At 39.9% G+C, this 18,632-nt stretch carries 19 protein-coding genes and 1 pseudogene; 2 read left to right on the top strand and 18 right to left on the bottom strand.

Going from position 1 to position 18,632, the window contains the following annotated elements:
- The first annotated feature begins 49 nt into the window (after positions 1-49).
- On the top strand, positions 50-1,159 hold the full coding sequence (locus tag M313_RS23030) for a DUF2515 family protein (RefSeq protein ID WP_010193930.1): 1,110 nt from the start codon (positions 50-52) through the stop codon (positions 1,157-1,159).
- A 116-nt stretch (positions 1,160-1,275) separates the two neighbouring features.
- Here the strand turns inward: M313_RS23030 and M313_RS25125 are convergent, their stop codons facing one another.
- Positions 1,276-1,443, bottom strand: coding sequence for a YozD family protein (locus M313_RS25125; RefSeq protein ID WP_010193926.1), 168 nt, complete (start codon positions 1,441-1,443; stop codon positions 1,276-1,278).
- Positions 1,444-1,631: 188 nt separating this feature from the next.
- On the opposite strand from M313_RS25125, the gene M313_RS25785 reads away from it, so the two are divergent.
- Positions 1,632-1,790, top strand: a complete 159-nt coding sequence (locus tag M313_RS25785) for a hypothetical protein (protein ID WP_010193923.1) — start codon at positions 1,632-1,634, stop codon at positions 1,788-1,790.
- On the opposite strand, the gene yodN is transcribed toward M313_RS25785, so the two are convergent.
- The 17 genes and pseudogenes from yodN to M313_RS26115 form a co-directional block, all read right to left on the bottom strand.
- Positions 1,779-2,486, bottom strand: a complete 708-nt coding sequence (yodN, locus tag M313_RS0107685) for a germination protein YodN (protein WP_010193922.1) — start codon at positions 2,484-2,486, stop codon at positions 1,779-1,781. The genes M313_RS25785 and yodN overlap by 12 nt on opposite strands.
- Positions 2,487-3,071: 585 nt before the next feature.
- Positions 3,072-3,320 carry a YozE family protein gene (locus M313_RS0107680; protein ID WP_050780660.1) on the bottom strand — a complete coding sequence of 83 codons (249 nt, stop codon included), beginning with the start codon at positions 3,318-3,320 and terminating at the stop codon, positions 3,072-3,074.
- Positions 3,321-3,351: 31 nt separating this feature from the next.
- On the bottom strand, positions 3,352-3,630 hold the full coding sequence (locus tag M313_RS0107675; RefSeq protein WP_010193918.1) for a YokU family protein: 279 nt from the start codon (positions 3,628-3,630) through the stop codon (positions 3,352-3,354).
- Between the two features lie 11 nt (positions 3,631-3,641).
- The gene (gene kamA, locus M313_RS0107670; RefSeq protein ID WP_010193917.1) at positions 3,642-5,063 is read right to left on the bottom strand and encodes a lysine 2,3-aminomutase; all 1,422 of its coding nucleotides are present in this window, start codon (positions 5,061-5,063) and stop codon (positions 3,642-3,644) included.
- Positions 5,064-5,159: 96 nt separating this feature from the next.
- Entirely contained in the window at positions 5,160-6,572 is a 1,413-nt protein-coding gene (locus M313_RS23025; protein ID WP_010193915.1) for a sigma-54 interaction domain-containing protein, read from the bottom strand.
- A 12-nt stretch (positions 6,573-6,584) separates the two neighbouring features.
- Entirely contained in the window at positions 6,585-7,472 is an 888-nt protein-coding gene (gene ablB, locus M313_RS0107660) for a putative beta-lysine N-acetyltransferase (protein ID WP_010193913.1), read from the bottom strand.
- Positions 7,473-7,533: 61 nt separating this feature from the next.
- Positions 7,534-8,745 (bottom strand): Ger(x)C family spore germination protein, encoded by a 1,212-nt coding sequence (locus M313_RS0107655; protein ID WP_010193912.1) that lies wholly within the window; start codon positions 8,743-8,745, stop codon positions 7,534-7,536.
- Positions 8,742-10,334 carry a spore germination protein gene (locus tag M313_RS0107650; RefSeq protein ID WP_010193911.1) on the bottom strand — a complete coding sequence of 531 codons (1,593 nt, stop codon included), beginning with the start codon at positions 10,332-10,334 and terminating at the stop codon, positions 8,742-8,744. The genes M313_RS0107655 and M313_RS0107650 overlap by 4 nt, the downstream gene beginning before the upstream one ends.
- A gap of 144 nt (positions 10,335-10,478) precedes the next feature.
- A complete protein-coding gene (locus tag M313_RS23020) occupies positions 10,479-11,450 on the bottom strand; it encodes a GerAB/ArcD/ProY family transporter (protein WP_010193909.1) in 972 nt (323 codons plus the stop codon).
- Complete coding sequence (locus M313_RS0107640; protein ID WP_010193907.1) at positions 11,440-11,679, bottom strand: hypothetical protein; 240 nt, start codon at positions 11,677-11,679, stop codon at positions 11,440-11,442. Before M313_RS0107640 ends, M313_RS23020 begins: the two co-directional genes overlap by 11 nt.
- Positions 11,680-11,958: 279 nt before the next feature.
- A pseudogene (locus M313_RS23015) lies at positions 11,959-13,230 on the bottom strand (peptidase).
- Positions 13,231-13,266: 36 nt separating this feature from the next.
- Positions 13,267-13,920: a 3-oxoacid CoA-transferase subunit B gene (locus M313_RS0107630; RefSeq protein ID WP_010193899.1), complete on the bottom strand. Its 654-nt coding sequence runs from the start codon at positions 13,918-13,920 to the stop codon at positions 13,267-13,269.
- Complete coding sequence (locus M313_RS0107625) at positions 13,890-14,606, bottom strand: CoA transferase subunit A (RefSeq protein ID WP_010193896.1); 717 nt, start codon at positions 14,604-14,606, stop codon at positions 13,890-13,892. Before M313_RS0107625 ends, M313_RS0107630 begins: the two co-directional genes overlap by 31 nt.
- Before the next feature lie 13 nt (positions 14,607-14,619).
- Entirely contained in the window at positions 14,620-15,951 is a 1,332-nt protein-coding gene (locus M313_RS0107620) for an aspartate aminotransferase family protein (protein WP_010193893.1), read from the bottom strand.
- Positions 15,952-16,542: 591 nt separating this feature from the next.
- On the bottom strand, positions 16,543-16,686 hold the full coding sequence (locus tag M313_RS25115) for a YjcZ family sporulation protein (RefSeq protein ID WP_148966292.1): 144 nt from the start codon (positions 16,684-16,686) through the stop codon (positions 16,543-16,545).
- Between the two features lie 86 nt (positions 16,687-16,772).
- The gene (locus M313_RS26940) at positions 16,773-17,387 is read right to left on the bottom strand and encodes a methyl-accepting chemotaxis protein (RefSeq protein ID WP_442778099.1); all 615 of its coding nucleotides are present in this window, start codon (positions 17,385-17,387) and stop codon (positions 16,773-16,775) included.
- Positions 17,388-18,423: 1,036 nt separating this feature from the next.
- Positions 18,424-18,573 carry a hypothetical protein gene (locus tag M313_RS26115; RefSeq protein WP_010193891.1) on the bottom strand — a complete coding sequence of 50 codons (150 nt, stop codon included), beginning with the start codon at positions 18,571-18,573 and terminating at the stop codon, positions 18,424-18,426.
- Positions 18,574-18,632: the final 59 nt, after the last annotated feature.

Genomic DNA, 18,632 nt, shown 5'->3' with positions numbered 1-18,632 from the left:
TTTAACATGAAACCACTACATTCCTCATACGATAATACGAGGTGATTTAATGTTTGGGAAGTGGTTTACAGGAACAATATCCAAGCCGCAAAATAATCATTTAATAAAATTATGGACTACCACAGAAGAAAATCAACTCAAAAAGGAATGGACAAAATCCCCCTTGAACCATTCACCTTCATTAAAAGAACAAGATATGTTGGCCAAAATCCGCACCAAGACTGCAATCCTTAATCGAAACAATGTTACACGAACTCAAGCCTATTTGGATTTATATCTTAAACACCCTGAAGTGCATTGGAGCTTCTTGGCTCACATGGTATCAAGAAATGGCGGTTGGAATATGACAGACCTGAAAGCCAGTCACATATCGACCTTGCTATCCTACGAGAAGGCCTCCATCCTATTTCGTTTTCTTGAAAAAGCCAATCACCTCATTTTTCAAGATGCTTACCCACAACTGCTCCTTTATGAAGAAAGTAAAAAAGCCGGGAGACCTCTATTTTATCTACTCTCCGAATTTCACGTTTCACCTTTTATGAATCCGATATGGACACTTTTTTTTAATGACAACAGCAAAAAAGAACTGCTCACCGTTTCCTTGATTATTAATGAACAGAATTTTATTGAGTCTAACCTTCTTCAGAATGCTTTTTTTCAGCAAAAAGTTTTATCCAGTTTAACCTACCAGCTACAGGAAAAGCTTGGCTTTACACTAGTGTTGTTTCCTTACCGGAAGGGTTCAAACACCCTATTGACGGGCCTTCTCGTACAACAATTCTCCAACCTTTCCAACCGTATAGAGATAGGAAAAAAGCTTTATATCCTTCTGTTTAAGAACAAGGATGTCCTGCAGGGGGCTTTGCGTTTTAGCAAGGAGAATTTTCATACAGGTTCAAGGGAAGATTACCTTCCTGTCGTTTTTTCATCTACGTCTGATTCCCGTAGAATATATAGTCCGACCATAGAAGCAGCTTGGGCGGATATTGATCATCCATCCATTGTGCCTGTTGCTTGGTTCAAAGATATTCAGGAGGTGATAAAGTTTTTCCATCTCCCTTCTACCATGGAGCCGGCTGATATGGAGAAAACACATCTCTATAATTTGATGAAGCTTACTGGGATATCTGAGCTTCATGGGGTTTTCTTTAATAAGTAAAAAAATCAGATTCCGACATAAACGGGGAGCTCCAAAAAACCTAAAAAAGCTGCCCCAAAGGCTACGAACTCGCCTAAGAAACAGCAATGCTTGTATGATTTTTTCTTTATCGATTTCTATTCTATCTCTTCATCAATAATGCATTTCTCTAATAAATAATCAAACATGATATCCGCCAACTCTTCTATCTCGCTTTCAGCTGGAACATACCCCCGCCTTACCAGCTCATTGTAAAAGAACTCGGCTATTTCTTCTGTGTCAATGACCACTTCGATTTCTTTCACAATATCACCCCTTTTTAAAGGTTTATGTACGTCTTTAAAGATATATGTCTTACTCTCTATATTAATCCATCATGTTGGACAAATGCTATCTTTGTTTTCGAAAATTTCAAAAAAGTGCATATCAAAGTTCATGCGCGCATACATTGAGGACATAAGGACAAGCAGTCACAAATTAGGAGGAGAGTATTATGAAGAAGTATTTAGCAAGTTTAGAAAGATTAGGAGAAGAGGAAGTCTTATTGCCACTGTTAGATAAAATTTCGGACAAACTGGTTTTGGCTACTGCACTCATTGGAGGTCCGTTGTTTATCTATTTGATCTTTCAATTCTCCACACTATTTTTCTAGTTGACTATGTTTCTTGCCATCCATGTACTTTTTCAAATTCTTCATGACCAGATTCATCACTTCCATGTATTCTTCATCGCCGAAGATATCATACAGCACCTTATAATCATTATAGACATCTAGAAGTCCATCAATTATCCTTTGATATTCCTTGTTGTATTCTTCTTTTTTGAAATGTTTGTTTGACCCAGTCATCGGATTATACAACTCCAAGCTTGTATTTTCTTTGTTGAACATATAGGACAATCCAAGTTTGTGGATAAGTATTTCAGCATGTTCGTGATGGACAACCATTGTCAATTCTTCCTCTCCCGCTTCCAACCATTCCCCATCAGACAATCGAGTCAGTTCATAAATGATGTCTTCCCATGAGTCTTCTTTATATCGCCATATTTCCGTGCGGAAACCGACTATTTTAAATAATTCTTTCCCATAACCTGCAACATGGACAATATCACCGATAAAATACATGTACTTAATATCAAGTCGTTCGGTTACCAGCACTTTTCCCTCGTATTCAGATACAAAGGCAAGTGTCTCTTCTTGATATAGGCCATCACTTGAATTTACTTCATATACATACGCACCATCAATTTGCTTCATGTCCGTCACTTTACCGACAGTTCCATAGATGGTGATGACGACAATGTCGCCGATTTTATATTTCGGTTTGTTTGGTTTTTTGTTCTTCCCCATATAATTTCTCCCCATTTATCACTGTGGCTTTGATAGTAATTTATTATATGCAGCAAGATGCCAACTCGCCAAAGCGTTGGGGCAAAAAGTGGTTGTACCGATGTGTTAATAGGCGGCCGTCCCTACTAAACGCAGAAAATAATAAAAACCGAGACTTAGGAATCGGTTTTTGGCTAAACGACGCTGTTTCTTTACGCAAATGGCGTCGCTTTCCGCGGGACGGTGCTTGAGCCTCCTCGCTGCGCTGTGGGGTCTCAAGCTACCGTTACTCCCCCGCTGGAGTCTTTGCCATTTGCTCCAATCCACAGCTGAAAATCAGAGAACAGATGTTAGTGCTTTTACAGTTAATTAATTTAGATGTTCGCACAAATCCTTTCGTTTATGGAGTACCTTAGTTGATTGTAGTGGAAGGCGCGCAGACGTCCGCGGGAGGAAGGGACAGGTGAGAACCCGGAAGGCGAGAAGCCTAAGGGGACTCACGGACCGCCCGCAGGCAAGCGAAGCGCCTGGAACGGAAATCAACAAAGATTTAAACTTTTCTCCAAAAAAATGCACCCTCATAAAAGGGTGCATTTTACATAGCTATTAAACTTCTTCCTCGTATAGTTCCCAGGCTTTGTCGAAGGTAGACATGCTGTCTAGGTATTGGCCGTTCATTTCTAAATAGCTGCTGATTTCATGGTAGTCCTCTGAGTTCTTTGGAAAACTATGATCGTCGTAAGCATGATTGGCAAATATACTGATGTCATCTTTTTTCAAAGCATGACGAAATTTCATTAAATAATGGTAAAACGACTTTCTCAAAATGCACCCACACCCATTTTTTACCCTCATTCTACATTAGAATGAGGGTAAAGGACAACCATTAGCTTGAAAAGTCAAAGTAGTTTCTTTTTAACAATCGGGGTTTAGCCATAAGCTCTTTGTAACTGAGCTCTGCTTCTAATACCTTCGTGTTGATCAAAAACAATTGATCCTCTATTTCCTTCACAGTTGTTTCTTCTTGGTATTCCATTCCGCAATCCCCACAAATGACAGAGGGTGTTTCCGTTATAGTCACGGCTTTTGTACCATCGGGCAGTTCCCAATAAACTGTACCGGATGAAGAGGCTGCTTGTGAGCTTTCACACCAATTACATTTCATCAAGTACCCTCCTAACTTGATTCACTCTTGTTTTCTTCTTCTCCAACAATATATTTCTTCTGTTGGGCCTGGAATTTCTTTTCTTTTAATTCATCCCGTTTGTCGCGTTTATCTTTTAAAGAGGAGTGTTCAGGATTAGTTTCATAGTCCTTGCGTCGATTCAAACGATTTAATCCTTCTGGAACGAGATTGAATTGGGAATCATTCATCAGTGCTGCAATCCCTATATTCGAACGCTTATCCTCCATGTTTGAATAAATTTCTCCAAAATAGGCTTCTGCTCTTCCTGGGACATAATTTTCTGGTTCCGGGTAAGTGGTGATAACTCCTTCAAAGTTTCTTAACACTACTTTGTTCGCACTTTGTGAGATAATATAATTCGGTTGTACTGCTATTTTACCACCGCCGCCAGGGGCATCTACTACAAATGTTGGAACAGCATACCCGCTCGTATGTCCACGTAACCCTTCAATTATTTCAAGTCCCTTTGAAATTGGGGCCCTGAAATGTCCGATTCCTTCCGAAAGATCACATTGATAGATGTAGTAAGGTCTAACACGGATTTTGACAAGGTCGTGCATCAGTTTTTTCATGATTGGCACACTGTCATTGATCCCGGCTAGTATGACCGCTTGATTTCCAACAGGAACCCCTGCATTCACAAGCATTTCACAGGCAAGCTTAGACTCTTCTGTAATTTCAATAGAAGTATTAAAGTGAGTATTTAACCAGACAGGATGATATTTCTTTAAGATGTTGCAAAGGTTCTCTGTAATTCGTTGAGGAAACACGACGGGTGCCCTTGTTCCTATCCTGATAATTTCAAGATGTGGAATGGCTCGCAGGTTTTTTAAGATGTATTCAAGGATTTGATCATTGATCAAGAGACCGTCTCCCCCGGAAATCAAACAATCTCTGATTTGGTCATTGGATGCAATATAAGCAATGGCAGCATCCAATTGTTTTTTCGGCACTCCCATTCCGATTTGGCCGGAGAACCTTCTCCGTGTACAGTACCTGCAATACATTGAGCACTGGTTGGTAACCAAAAACAATACCCTGTCTGGATATCGGTGTGTCAGACCGGGAACTGGTGAATCTTCATCCTCATGCAGAGGATCTTCGAGGTCGTATTTGGTTTTATAAATTTCTTTTGAAATTGGTACAGACTGCATCCGTATAGGACATCTAGGGTCATCTGGATTCATTAACGAAGCGTAGTATGGCGTTATATTTAAAGGAATGGTTTTGGTGGAGATCTTTACCCCTTCCTCTTCTTCCGGTGTTAAATTAATGACTTGCTTTAAATCCTCAAGTGTTCGGATGGTATTGGTCAACTGCCATATCCAATCATTCCATTGTTCTTCGGTTACATCTTTCCAAAGTTCAAATTCACTCCAATGCCGTGCGGGCTTATATAGATCCATTTTCATCTCTATCTCCTCCCTGTTCTACACCATGCAATAACCGTGCCAACTATGCTGATGCCCAGTTATTACTTATATATGTAGAATAGGAGAAACTTGTTATCAATCCGCGTGCCGAATTTCTGGCACTTCAAGAGCATTAGATTTTTCTTCAAGTTTAGCCAGTTTGTATTGAAGAGTTTGACGAGGTATGTCCAGAATCTTTGCGGCTTTCATTACGTTCCCATCTGTCTGATCCATGGCATTTCGTATCATAGATTCTTCTGTCTTCTGTAATTCTGTCCTTAATGAACCCTGATTTTTTAAAGTTGGAGCTCGCTTCTTTATTTTGTTCAACTTTGCAGGAAGATGTTTAGTAGATATGGTTTCTTTTTTAGATATTAATAGGACATATTCTATCGTATTGATTAATTCTCTTACATTACCTGGCCAATGATAAGAACCAAAGATTTCTTCCATTACCTTAGGCAACAAATAGGGAATTCTGGTTTGCAATTTCTTTTGCAAAAGGAGGCGGATATCATGAGGTCGTTCCCTTAATGGTGGAATATATATTGGGCAAGTGTTCAATCGATAATACAAGTCTGCTCTAAATGATCCATTCTCTACACAGGTCTCGGGAGACTCATTCATTGCAGTGATAATCCTGACATCCACTTTAATCGTAGTCGTTCCTCCAACTCTCCTTATGGATCCATCTTCAAGGACTCGCAGCAGTTTGGCCTGCAGTTCTAATGGCATGGAATTCATTTCATCAAGGAATAAGGTTCCCCCCGTCGCCAGCTCAAAAAGTCCTTTGCGGTCAACTGCACCGGTGTAACTGCCTTTTTCCGTACCAAACAGAATGCTTTCTAACAGTGTAGCCGGTATCGCTCCACAATTTTGCGCAATAAATGGTCCGCGTTTTCTAAGAGATTGATGATGAATCCCTTGAGCAATGATTTCCTTTCCTGTCCCTGTTTCTCCCCAAATAACAACAGGTAATAGTGAGGAGGCAAATAACATGGCGTCTTGGAGCATAGATATACAATCCGGATCATCTGTAATGAAGTCATCTAAAGTGTAGGCGGATTGGAAAGGTGAGATCTTCTTTGATCCTTCTGACCTATTAAATTTAGCTTGCAAGTCCATCAGTTTATTAGATAGTGTGTTTAAATGACCATAATTTTTGGCAATTTCCACTGCTCCTAATAAATTGTCACCGTTGAGAATGGGGATGGTAGTATTCACTGTTTCAAGCAGTTGCCCTTTTCTATTTTCATATCGTTGATTTTCGTGATAGATTGGCTTTTTCGTTTTCAGTACTTTCAGCAACGTACTTGTTTCTTCCGTTAAGGAAGGGAAAACATGTAAAAGATGTTTTCCTAGTACTTCCTCTTCGTTCATGCCATCGTAGCCCGCTGCCACCTTGTTATAATAAATGGTGATTCCATCTTTATCTACGGCATGAATAGCTTCATCAATTCCATCTAAAATAGCGATAAGCATCTCTTTTGATAGTGTATGTGTTTGCATGTACAGCACCGCCTATTTCTCGGCATTTGGTGCCGGTTTTTGGGCATTCATTAGCGAAAGGTCTTTACTCCACACATTCATATCTTCAATCTTATCGAAAATATAACAGTTATTTTTCAATCTTCCTTTATACGTGTAGTCGAGATTGTGCAAGACAGCATTCATCCCGAATGAAAGAGCCCTGGCAATGGAATAGCTGCAATAAATTTGCTTTTTCACTAATTCCGCTTCAAGTTCACGAATGAGAGTGTTCATGTAACCGCCTTTACGTTTGGAAGGTGATGTCGCACAGTCCGTAATTTCGGCATTTCTATATGTTTTGTTCATTTCCGCAGAGGCAGCCGCTATGATTTCTCCTTTTTCCTCCAAAAGCATAAAAAGTGTATTACTTTCCATTTGTTCCATAATAAAATTTGGATCTTCAATTGGCACAGGATAGATTGGGAAAACATCTTTGTAAAATTGGGATAAAGCTTGAGCATCTGATATCTTTGCCACACGTAACGTTAAATTCGAATCAAGCAGCACATCCTTTTGATTTTTCTTTTGCCAGACCGTATCAAGGATACTGTCTTCCTCACACCATCTATCACTGTTATATCGATCAACCTTCCTGTATTTGCACAAAAAATACCCATCTCCACCAAGAAAGTATCCAGGAACAGATGCTTCCAATAGAAAGCCTCTTTCCATTAGCGTGCTTAAATGTTCTGGTCTAGATTTTATAATTACTTTCTCTACAAATGGCTGTTTGCTCCATTCCTCTATAGTTTCAATGATTTGCTTTATATTTCCTCTGAAATCTTCTATTTTCAATCTTTTATTATAATAATCCTCATATGCGTCCACATAAATGGCTTGATTTTTTATCCGTAAGGCTTTACCTGTTTTTGTACTCATTGTATCCCCCCTCCTAATTCAATTCGCTATCGAACAGGAAATTCCCCTATTTATTTCTTTTCTATTGGCCAGAAACTGGTTCATCTGTTAAAAAGCTTTTATTTCGTATTCCAGAACGTTTGATGCGGTAATCTGCACGGACCTCCACTTCCGCTTCTGCAAAGATTTCGTCCCATTTGTCTTCAACCTTTTTGAACTTCTTGGGAGATGTACGGTAATATACCTCCCCAAATCCAAAAATATCAGCTTTATACTCTTCTTGCATTTTTTGGATGGTTGCCAAAATCTTTTCTTCTATATACTTATTTAGGGCGTCTTCATGATTTTCATATGTTTTTATTTTTTCTAGGTTTTGATGACATTGTGTTCCTTGTATTTTCGCTTCTCCACTAATATTCACTTTTATTTTCACACCAGAAGCTTTCTCTATCGTTTTTACATCTGAATGGGAATGAATAATGCGGATATCTAGAAAATTGTCCTCTTCCTCATTACCTTCTTCATAACATGGAACAGTTAGACTGGTCCTGCTAAGTCCTTGTGTCCAGAGGTAGTCTCTTGCTTCTTCACGAGATAAAAATCCAATCAGCTTGTCTTTTTTAAAAACAGAAAGACCAGAGATGACAACAGTGGAATCAAGCTCCGTCTTCGAATTTTGTTCAATATTCTTCCCGGCTTCCGGCTTTCCTTGTATGGAAACAGCGCTCGTCACCGGATGTCGTCCATTTGAAGTCAGCGAGGATATGAAATCTGTAAGGCGTACGTAAGGATCCCCGCCCCATTCTTCTAAGTACACCTCAATTTGCTTATGAACCTTTATAGAGGGTACCAATTCTAACGGATAGGTTGTTTTTACGATATCAGAGGCTTTAGTACCTCTAGATATCAGGATGTTAAAGTCATTGCGGAATTCTCCCGTCCTTTCTAAGAAGTCCAATACATCCCCGACACCATCTTTAGCGAGTAATTCATCAATAACAATGATTCTAGTGTGTGAATAGATTAGTTTTCTAGAAAGTCCGACATTCATTCTTTCTGAGAGTTCCGCAAGTGAGTTCCCTTCCTCTTGAAAAGTAATGACAGGTGTTCCGCTACCAGGCTGGTCAGCGGAAAGTTGCGGGGCGTTTATCGTCTCGACAGTGACTCGGAATTTTGCATTTTCTCCCTTTTCGATTGCAATGCCTGTGACGATGGAAATTTCATTAAGCTCGACTTTGTCCCAACATCCAGTTAATAACACTAAGACAGAGCAAATACATAACCATTTCTTCATGAGAAATTCCCCTTATCTTGTGATGGGCCAGTGTTGTTTCCTTGATCAGTAGTTTTCTTCGTATGTTTGGGTTTTAAATAGGAAGGCCGGGTAATATTATCCCAAACAGGCATTCTGACAAAAACATCTTTCTGATCTTCCAATAGGAGAGGAGCCACTGGAGCCAGATACGGGACACCATATGATCGTAAACCCGTTAAATGGATAACCATGATGACAACCAAAAGAAGTACCCCGTACAACCCGATCAATGCACCCATTAAGATAAAGGCAAATCTTAAAATCCTAGTAGCAATGGAAAAGTTATATATAGGGGAAACAAAACTTGCGATTGCCGTTAATGCGACAATAATAATTAAAACGCTTGAAACCAGTCCCGCTTCCACAGCTGCTTGTCCAATTACCAATGCGCCAACAATAGAAACCGTCTGCCCTACTGCTCTTGGCATTCTGACCCCAGCTTCCCTTAACACCTCAAAAGTAAGTTCCATCAGCAGTATTTCTATTACAGCCGGAAAAGGCACTCCCTCCCTTTGAGCTTGAACACTAATTAAGAGCGACGTGGGAATCAGCTCGTGATGATAGGTAGATATGGCTACATACAAGGATGGCAGCAACAAGGAAAGCATAAATGACACATAACGGATAAGCCTGATGAAAGAAGCCATAAAAAAAGGTTGATAATAATCTTCCGTTGAAATAAAAAAATCCGTGAATACGGTTGGCACACTTAAAGCAAAAGGACTGCCATCCACTAACACTGCAACTTTACCTTCTATAAGATTCGCCGCGATATTATCAGGTCTTTCCGTGTTAAAAGTAAGCGGAAAAGGTGTCATTGATTTGTCTGTCAGGTATTCCTCGATGTTCCCACTATCAAAAAGACCAACTACATTTACCTTTTCTATCCGGCTCTTCACTTCCTGTACTAGATCCTCGTTGGTAATGTTTTTTATATACCCTACCACAACCGCCGTTTTTGTATCCTGTCCTACACGGTACTGTTCAAAACAAAGGTTGGGATTGCGGATTCTGCGTCTGATCAAACTAATATTTGTATTCATTGTTTCTGTAAAGCTGTCCTTAGGTCCCCTGATGATCGTTTGGGTACTTGGCTCTGATACGCTTCTTTTTTCAATGCTTCCCAAATTGACACATAAAGCTTTCTCTATTCCATCTATAATAATGACTGCATACCCGTTGAGGAGTTTCCAAAAAATCTGATGATAATTCTCCGCAAATTTATATGGAACAGACGCAAAGTATTCTTTTCTAAACTCTTCCAAATTCCTAGACTGTAATACCGTTTCAGATTCTTCTGCTGCAACGAGCGGCTCAAAAATTTCTTCAGTTAATTTGTCTTTTGAAATTAACGTATCGAAATAATAAGCAATGGCATCCCTTTTTCCAACTACTAAAGTAGAATAATGAAAATCAATGGAAAGTGAAAATTCTTTTTGTATGATTTCGTCATTATCCTTTAGTGATTGCAGTAGTGGTTCTGACGTTTCTTCCTCAGAATATAGCTCTTTATCTGTAGAACTGATATTCTCACTTTCCCCTAACAGAATTTTTTTCAACTTTCCCATTCCACTTCACTCCTTTTCTTTCCACTTTTCTTCCTAGTACGGATCAGCACGATCACAAGTAATAAAAGCGGCAAAGCGAACTGAAAAGGAAGGTGGACAAAATAAGGGACAATCTGTAAACCTTCCTCAATATGTTCAGCGAAATTATCGGTTATGATGATAGAAGACAAACAAATTATGGAACCAACAGGAAAAAGATATTTGCGGTACTCTCTTTTGGAGATATGTTCTAAACCCTTTAATGCACCAAAAAAGAAAAACTCCTATTTTCACGATAATGCCAAACATAACCACAAAGACAACCGCAATATCCACCCTTTCAACAAAATCCAATAAAGAGATTTCACGTGCTGCCGAAAGGAGCGGGAAATTCGACCTCTCTTTCATTTCATGCCCAAGAGTCATCACTTGAATGACAGATGAATAGACAAGTACTGATGTACTAAGGATGATACTTGCCATAGCAAAACCTTTTGCCTTCTTATATTTTGTAACGAGTGGTAATACAACCGCAAAAGCAATAAGCTCTCCGTATGGGAAGGTCAATAGGCTAGGAAAAATTGCTTGAAAAATCGGTTTTATGCCCTCATCTAGGAATGGCCTCAGGTTCTCAAATTGAATTTCGCCTGACATCAAAATAAATATTCCTACTAAAAATGTAAATAAGAACACGTAGGGGAAAAAAATTTCAGAGGTTCTTGCCATCACTTCTATGCCTGAATTCAACATATAAACAATTGTAAGCATTATAGTGATGCTAATAATTTCAATTGGTGTATAGATAAAAATGGTGGACACAATTAACTCGCCAAAGTCCCGCAAGACCCTTGAGGAAATGTAGATGAAATACATGATATAAAGAAAACTTACTGCTCCCCCTACCCACTTGCCAAGACAGAATTCAATAAGAGCAAATAGATTATAGCCCTTTTTTCTACCAAGCATGAAATGCAGTACATATATATACCCTACTCCAATTAATCCAGCCAGGCTAATGGCCATCCATACATTTTGCTTGGCTTCTCCTCCTATCCCCACAACAGTGGCACTGCCCATTTCAAAAATAAGCATTAAGATAAATAGTTGCCATAATGATATTGTTTCTTTATTTCTCATTAGCACCTTTACCTCTGCCTTTATTATTTTTGAAACGTACATCCTGGATGACAGCAACTAGAATCCCAAATATAAACGTCAAATAAACCATCCACTCTCTTAATCCCGGATCAAAAATAAACAAACGTGTAAAACAATCTAAGATATTACTGTCATAGTAATAACAATCCAAAATGGTAGTGAAAAGCACCATACTTATAAATAGTAGGATAGTAAAAAATGTCACCATCAAGTTGCCTCCGGTCTTCATATACTTGATAGTATTTTCTAATTACGACAGGATATGTAAAATAGTGTAAATGAATTGGATGAAAGTTGGGGCAGGGGCAGGATGGGAAATCAAGAAAAAATCAATATATCAATAAGTTGGGGGATTTATCAATAAATTTTGAGATATATCAAGAAAAAACAGATTATATCAAGAAAACGACATAGCTCAACATTATTCTCCCATCACGCCCCCTTCTCAATATAAAAAAAGAATCTCTATTGTAAGAGATCCCATCATTTATGCTTCTTCGGAGATTTCACACCAATCCATCAATACCAACGCAATAATTTCAGCAGCATTCATCATTTGATCAATAGAGATATATTCATTTGGATAATGGGCAACTTCTGTTGTACCCGGTCCAAATACGACTGTCGGGATGTTGCAAAGTTGGGTAAACAATCCACCATCTGTTCCCCAAGGAGAGGCTTCCACAATGGCAGGCTTTCCAACAACCTCTTTATATGCATGATCAATCACTTTGACAAACGGATGGTTTACCTCAACCCTACCTGGCACCCATTGAGCCCCGAACCACTCCAACTCTACCGGGTGGTTTCCAAACCACGTATCAACTTCCTTCAATGAACGTAAGAAAAGCAGCTAACTCTTGTTTAACATCTTCTAGCGTTTCCTCCGGTCCAACGCCTATTCTTCCTTCTAAAACTACCAAATCGGGCACAGACGATGGCCAACTTCCTCCTTCTACTTTTCCAATATTAATTGGAAGTGGAATTGGTATCCCGCTATATAAAGGATCATTGACTCTGCTGTTACGAATCGTTTCCAATTCTTTTTATTTTATCCATAACAATCACACTTTTTTCTTAGGGCACTTACCCCCTCATACCTAGTACCACCATGAGCCGATTTCCCCTTTACTTTTACGCGAAACCACATCGACCCTTGTTGTTTAGGGAAGATTTTCATATTGGTAGGTTCAGGGATTAGTACCGCATCTGCAGAATAACCTCGTAGAATTGCCGCCAACGTTCCGGCGCCTCCACTCTCCTCTTCAATTACACTTTGGAAAATAACATCACCCTTAAGTTTTACACCGATCGATTTTAATGCATTTATAGCAAGAAGTAAGGAAACGTTTCCTCCCTTCATATCTGTGCTCCCACGTCCGTATACCTTCCCATCTTGAACTTTACCTTCATAGGGGTCACAATCCCACTGCAGTATGTCTCCTTCAGGAACCACATCAATATGTCCGTTTAGGATGATCGAGCGTCCTCCACCAGTCCCTCTCCAAATTGCTACTACATTGGGGGAGTCCTCAAAAGTGTCGCGCGTCGATACAAAGTTTACATGAGCACTCATTTCCTTTATATCCGGTTCCCAAATATCTATTTCCAAGCCTAGTTCCCGGCACGCTTCAATCACCACTGCTTGAGCGGAACTTTCCCTTCCCTGGATACTTCTTTCTTGAATAAGTTTCCTTAGGAGCTTGACAGCATTTCCCTTATTTTTGCCTAACCACTCCTTGATCAATTTCTGTTCCATCTCAACCCCCCTTTTCCATCCATCAAATTGCTTACTTTATAAAATTGCTGGTGATAGTGTAAAGGTTGCTTCTGTTTTTTCTTTTACTTGCTCCAAATTAACTCCTGGCATCAATTCTGTAAGCATCATTCCATCTTTCTTAATCTCAAAAACTGCTAAATCGGTAATTATCATGTCCACACAATTGGGTGTTGTTACAGGCAAGCTGCACGACTTAACCACTTTTGAGTTTCCAAATTTATCAGTATGACTCATTAGGACAATCACTTTTTTAGCTTTCTGGGAAAGCTCCATCGCGCCACCCATTCCCGGTACCCTTTTGCCTGGTACAATCCAGTTTGCTAGATCTCCTTTTTCTGAAACTTGGAGCGATCCCAAAATGGTAATATCGAGTTTCCCTCTTCTGATCATTCCAAAAGCAAGTGCACTATCAAAATAGGATGCACCTGGCTGGACAGACACCGGATACCCTGCTGCATTGCATAAATTTTCATCCTCTTCTCCCGGCAATGGAGTGGATCCCATCCCTAACACACCGTTTTCGGCTTGGAAAAAGACATGAGTATTTTCAGGCAAGTGATTGGGTACTAATGACGGAATGCCAATCCCCAAGTTTACAACCATTCCATTTTCTATTTCTTTCGCTGCTCTTTTGGCAATTAAGTTCCGTATGTTTCCTCCCATACCCATGTCCAGTTCACCCCCTCGCTTTGAACCATATAATCCACATACACACCAGGCACGACGATTTCTTCTGGGTTCAACTCCCCTAAGGGAACAAATTCCTCAACCTCGACAATGGTTTTTTTCCCTGCCATCGCCACAAGCGGATTTGTATTTCTGGCACTTTTATCAAAAATAAGATTTCCATAAGGGTCTGCCTTTTTGGCAAAAACGATGGAAAGGTCTGCAGTAAGCGCCGGTTCAAGGATATAATCATTTCCGCCCGATGTAAGTATTTGCTTGTTTCTTGTTACTATTTCACTTGTAATCCCAACATCAACCAGAATGCCCCCTAGCCCAACTCCACCGGCTCTAATTCTTTCCGCCAATGTCCCTTGAGGACTGAACTCAACTTGCATCTTATTCTCTGTCATCATTTTGCCTGCTACAGGATTAGAGCCGATATGGGAGGCTATTAATTTATCTACCTTTCCTGCACAAACCACTTTTCCAATACCTATCGTTGGAAACCCGGCGTCATTTCCGATTAAGGTCAGGTTTTTCACACTTGAATCCAACAGTGTATCAACCAGTTTCGGAGGTGTCCCCACTCCCCCAAAGCCACCGAACATCAATGTCATTCCATCAAAAAATAAATGACGGACCTTTTCCAACTCAACGATTTTATTAAATGTATTCTCCACTTTTTCCATCCCGTTCCACTCCTTACAATTCTGCTTGAAGTTCGTTTAGTGTCAATTCTAGGATGGTAATCAGTTCATCCATTTCTAGTTGGTTTATTGAAAGTGGCGGTGCAATAATGACTGCATCCCCTCCGATTCCTTCAATACCCGCGGATGCAGGGTAGATAAGTAATCCATTCTTCTGGGCAAGCTCCACAAGCCTTGGAGTGACCGCCTTTTCCTGGGAATACGGATACTTTGTCGCGTGATCTGCTACTATCTCCATTCCAAGTAATAGCCCTTTGCCTCTAACATCGCCGATAAAAGAGTACGTCTGTTTTAATTGAGATAATTTCTGCAACAAATAATCTCCCAGTTGTTCGCCATTGCTTACAAGGTTCTGGCTTTCAATGTATTCTATAACCGCCAATGCGACTGCGGCCGATTGAGGATTGGCACTATACGTATGCCCACTCATAATCACCTTAGATCCCTTTAGAATGCTTTCAACAATCCTTTCACTGACAAGTGTTGCGGCAATAGGTGTATAGCCTGCACTCATGCCTTTGCCAATACAGATGATGTCTGGTGTTACGCCCCAATGCTCCATGGCAAACATTTTTCCGGTTCTCCCGATGCCTGTCATCACTTCGTCTGCAATAAAAAGAATGTCATGCTTTTTGCATATCTCTGAAATCTTTTGATAATACCCATCAGGCGGACAGATTGCTCCAGCTGCTGCTCCTATAACCGGCTCCGCTACAAAAGCTGCGATATTTCCATTGCCGATTTCGAGGATGGCACGCTCAAGGTCCTCTGCACATTTCAACCCACAGGAAGGGTACTCTAAATTAAAGGGACAACGGTAACAATAAGGCGGCTCTACAACAGGTGATTTTTCCAACAAAGGTTCAAATCTCTTCCTGCGATCAGCGTGCCCCGATAAAGACAGTGCTCCAATCGTAATACCGTGGTAGCTTTTCCAACGGGAGATGATTTGGTTTTTGTCTGGTTTTCCTACCTCTTGCCAATATTGGATGGATATTTTCATCGCCGTTTCCACAGCTTCAGTGCCGCTATTAACGAAAAATGACCAATTAATATCTCCTGGTGTGATGGAACTTAATTTTGTTGCTAGTTTTTCTGCAGGAACACTGCTGAATTGGGATCGATAAACAAATGATACTTTGCTTGCCTGGTCGGCCATCGCATCTATTACAGCTTGTACATGATGACCAATGCTTGCCGTTACAGCACCAGAAGAACCATCTAAATACTTCTTACCGGTGACATCATACAAATACACTCCGTTACCGTGGCTAATCACCGGGTACTCTTTATCTAATAAAGGCTTAATAAGATAGGATTGATCCATAAACGATTACTCCTTTCCACAACTGTCCTGTAACCGTTTACTAGCAATGGTAGCCCCATCCTTTAAGAGGCTTAGTAAATCCAGGCTGTCGATAAGCTAGCTTACTTTCATTCTATGTTCACTCGAACGAAATCTTTCGTTCAATTTATGGATAAATAAACAGTCTTAGTTGTTTGTGCATCGACGCTGTTCCTTTCCGCAAATGCTTCGCTTTCCGCGGGACGGTGCTTGAGCCTCCTCGCTGCGCTGTGGGGTCTCAAACTACCTTTTCTCCCCCGCTGGAGTCTCCGCCATTTGCTCCAATCCACAGCTGAAAATTACATAAAAGTAATTATTTTTCAGTAACTCGTTAGATTTCTTTTTTTCGCCTTAAGTTGAATGTAGTCACCTTGTTGATTGAAGTGGAAGGCGCGCAGACGCCCGCGGGAGGAAGGGACAGGTAAGACCCCGGAAGGCGTAGCCTGAGGAGGCTTACGGACCGCCCGCAGGCAAGCGAAGCGCCTGGAACGGAAATCAACAGTATTATCATATCTACACTCCAAATAAAAAAGCATCACTCACAGTTCCCGAGTGATACTTCCTGACATTATCTTATTTGCAATAGCAAGCTCCAACAATGATTAACAAAATGAATAGAACTACGATCAAAACGAATGTATTCCCGCAGCCATGTGCCGGGGCAACTTGAGATGGATAGCCGCATGGTCCACAAGTGTAGTAACAGTAATCGTGCATGGTCATCACTCCTGTTTAATATTTACACTGTTACTTTATGAACTAGGTGGCTGTCCTGTATGTGCATATGCCCATTTTTAAAAAATCTATTTATATTCCTCCATTTTATCAATAACTTTGACCATGCTCTTCAATGTCTCTTCAATATGCGTGTTATCCTCTGTAACTTGTTCTACTGTCGCGCTGATTTCCTCAAGTCCAGCAGTCGCTTCTTCCATTAATGCTGCAAATTCACTCGTATAGGAGTCAGTATTTGCCGTTTTTTCTTTTACTGTTCCGGCAAAATCACGGAATTGTTGTGCATCGGTTAATAATGTTTTCAGTGTTTCACTAATCTGATGGAAGGAATGATTGACCTGATTTGTTGCTTCAAGGTTTTTCCCCATTTTTGCAATGTTGAGTTGCAACTGTTGTAATACCTCTTCTTTTGTTTGATGTAGAGAAGAAAGGTTTTCTGTAATTTCTTTTGTCGTTTCTCCGGTTGATGTGGCAAGCTTGCGGATCTCTTCAGCTACCACCGCAAACCCTCTTCCAGCTTCTCCTGCTCTAGCAGCTTCAATCGAAGCATTAAGAGCCAGTAAGTTTGTCTGATCCGTAATGTTTTTAATGTGTTGGGTCAAAATATTCGTTTCATCAATTTTCTCCGTAAGAACCTGGAATACTGCGTCCATTTCCGCAACATCTTGCGAAAAACTTTTCATGTTTTCCTGAAGTTCTACTGCCAACACTTTCCCTTGATCGGCTGTAGATTTTGTTGTATTAGTTGTTTGATATAAATTATTTGATTTATCTACAACATTGTCCATCAAAGTAGATACATCATTCGTCTGTTCCGCTATGCCACCAATTTGATCTGCTTGTTTTGAACTTCCCACAGAAAGCTCCTGTATCGTTAAAGACACCTCTTTTTGCGATTGAATATTCATGTTCAAGCGCTCATGGACTTTATTGACTTGCTCAATTAAAGTCATCGCATCCTGCTGAAAGGCTTCCTGCTTCTTTTGTCGCTCTTCACTTACAGCTTGCATCGTGTCTACAATTCCCTCAAATTGAGCAAACAGTTTCTTCCCTATTTTCACTTGAACAAAAGTAATAACAAACAGTAAAAAGAATAACAAGACTATATTTCCTAGCTGTCCGTCTGTCATCAGGTTGCCGTTTAGAAATGACCAAAGAGAATAAGCGAAAAGGACTAAACTCCCTACCCCTCCAACGATAAAAACATTTCTATTAAAGTAAACGGTTGCAAGCATCAAAACAAAGAAAGGTAGAATGAATCCTGATAAAGATGCTCCTCGGCTAACAAGAATGATAAAGAATACGGTGAAAGTTACTCCCACTGTAAAATATGGCACTAAGTAATGAAACCAAGTGTTCCATCTAGTCAAAAACAGTAAAACAATTCCTAAACATAAGGCAACGAATAAAGTTACGGTTATCACTGTTGCCGCTGGTACAAAGTAATTCACGAGAAGTCCTGCACCATAAGAGATAAAAATCACAAAAAACATAAGCTTATTTTTGTTGATTAAGTCTTGAAACTTTAATTCTTTTACACTTACCGCTGACATTGAATAATCCCCCACTCCATCATCCTTTGTTGCTTTTGTATCTTTTATATCTTTTAATTCTTCATGTTCCTTCTGTTATCCTGCAATAATTCTGTTATTTTGTTGAATTTTGACAGAGAAAAAGAAAAACATAGGGAGATTTAATCTGCCTATGTTTTCATACATATTATTTATCTGTTTGTATTTGCTTCTTTTTCAAATACTCTGCACGTAATTTTTCAAGTTGCTGCTTTTTATCAAATTTAGCAGGTGTCTGTTTTTCATGAAACTTTGCCACAGCTACCTTACCTTTGTTATCCAATTGATACTTCCCCACTTTGTTCACCTACTTTTATCGTTTTAAATAATAATCTATTCAACAAATATAATACCTTA

This window comes from Bacillus sp. m3-13, from assembly GCF_000175075.1.
Taxonomy (GTDB): Bacteria; Bacillota; Bacilli; order Bacillales; family Bacillaceae_I; genus Sutcliffiella_A; species Sutcliffiella_A horikoshii_C.
The sequence above is the reverse complement of the archived record's forward strand: the minus strand, read 5'-3'. Positions and strand labels throughout refer to the sequence as shown.

What these genes read in the sequence shown, in the direction of transcription:
- M313_RS23030 (WP_010193930.1), top strand. Translation starts at nt 50, where the DNA reads ATGTTTGGGAAGTGGTTTACAGGAACAATATCCAAGCCGCAAAATAAT.
- M313_RS25785 (WP_010193923.1), top strand. Translation starts at nt 1,632, where the DNA reads ATGAAGAAGTATTTAGCAAGTTTAGAAAGATTAGGAGAAGAGGAAGTC.
- yodN (WP_010193922.1), bottom strand. Translation starts at nt 2,486, where the DNA reads ATGGGGAAGAACAAAAAACCAAACAAACCGAAATATAAAATCGGCGAC.
- M313_RS0107680 (WP_050780660.1), bottom strand. Translation starts at nt 3,320, where the DNA reads ATGAGGGTAAAAAATGGGTGTGGGTGCATTTTGAGAAAGTCGTTTTAC.
- M313_RS0107675 (WP_010193918.1), bottom strand. Translation starts at nt 3,630, where the DNA reads ATGAAATGTAATTGGTGTGAAAGCTCACAAGCAGCCTCTTCATCCGGT.
- kamA (WP_010193917.1), bottom strand. Translation starts at nt 5,063, where the DNA reads ATGAAAATGGATCTATATAAGCCCGCACGGCATTGGAGTGAATTTGAA.
- M313_RS23025 (WP_010193915.1), bottom strand. Translation starts at nt 6,572, where the DNA reads ATGCAAACACATACACTATCAAAAGAGATGCTTATCGCTATTTTAGAT.
- ablB (WP_010193913.1), bottom strand. Translation starts at nt 7,472, where the DNA reads ATGAGTACAAAAACAGGTAAAGCCTTACGGATAAAAAATCAAGCCATT.
- M313_RS0107655 (WP_010193912.1), bottom strand. Translation starts at nt 8,745, where the DNA reads ATGAAGAAATGGTTATGTATTTGCTCTGTCTTAGTGTTATTAACTGGA.
- M313_RS0107650 (WP_010193911.1), bottom strand. Translation starts at nt 10,334, where the DNA reads ATGGGAAAGTTGAAAAAAATTCTGTTAGGGGAAAGTGAGAATATCAGT.
- M313_RS23020 (WP_010193909.1), bottom strand. Translation starts at nt 11,450, where the DNA reads ATGAGAAATAAAGAAACAATATCATTATGGCAACTATTTATCTTAATG.
- M313_RS0107640 (WP_010193907.1), bottom strand. Translation starts at nt 11,679, where the DNA reads ATGGTGACATTTTTTACTATCCTACTATTTATAAGTATGGTGCTTTTC.
- M313_RS0107630 (WP_010193899.1), bottom strand. Translation starts at nt 13,920, where the DNA reads ATGGGTATGGGAGGAAACATACGGAACTTAATTGCCAAAAGAGCAGCG.
- M313_RS0107625 (WP_010193896.1), bottom strand. Translation starts at nt 14,606, where the DNA reads ATGGAAAAAGTGGAGAATACATTTAATAAAATCGTTGAGTTGGAAAAG.
- M313_RS0107620 (WP_010193893.1), bottom strand. Translation starts at nt 15,951, where the DNA reads ATGGATCAATCCTATCTTATTAAGCCTTTATTAGATAAAGAGTACCCG.
- M313_RS25115 (WP_148966292.1), bottom strand. Translation starts at nt 16,686, where the DNA reads ATGCACGATTACTGTTACTACACTTGTGGACCATGCGGCTATCCATCT.
- M313_RS26940 (WP_442778099.1), bottom strand. Translation starts at nt 17,387, where the DNA reads ATGAAAAGTTTTTCGCAAGATGTTGCGGAAATGGACGCAGTATTCCAG.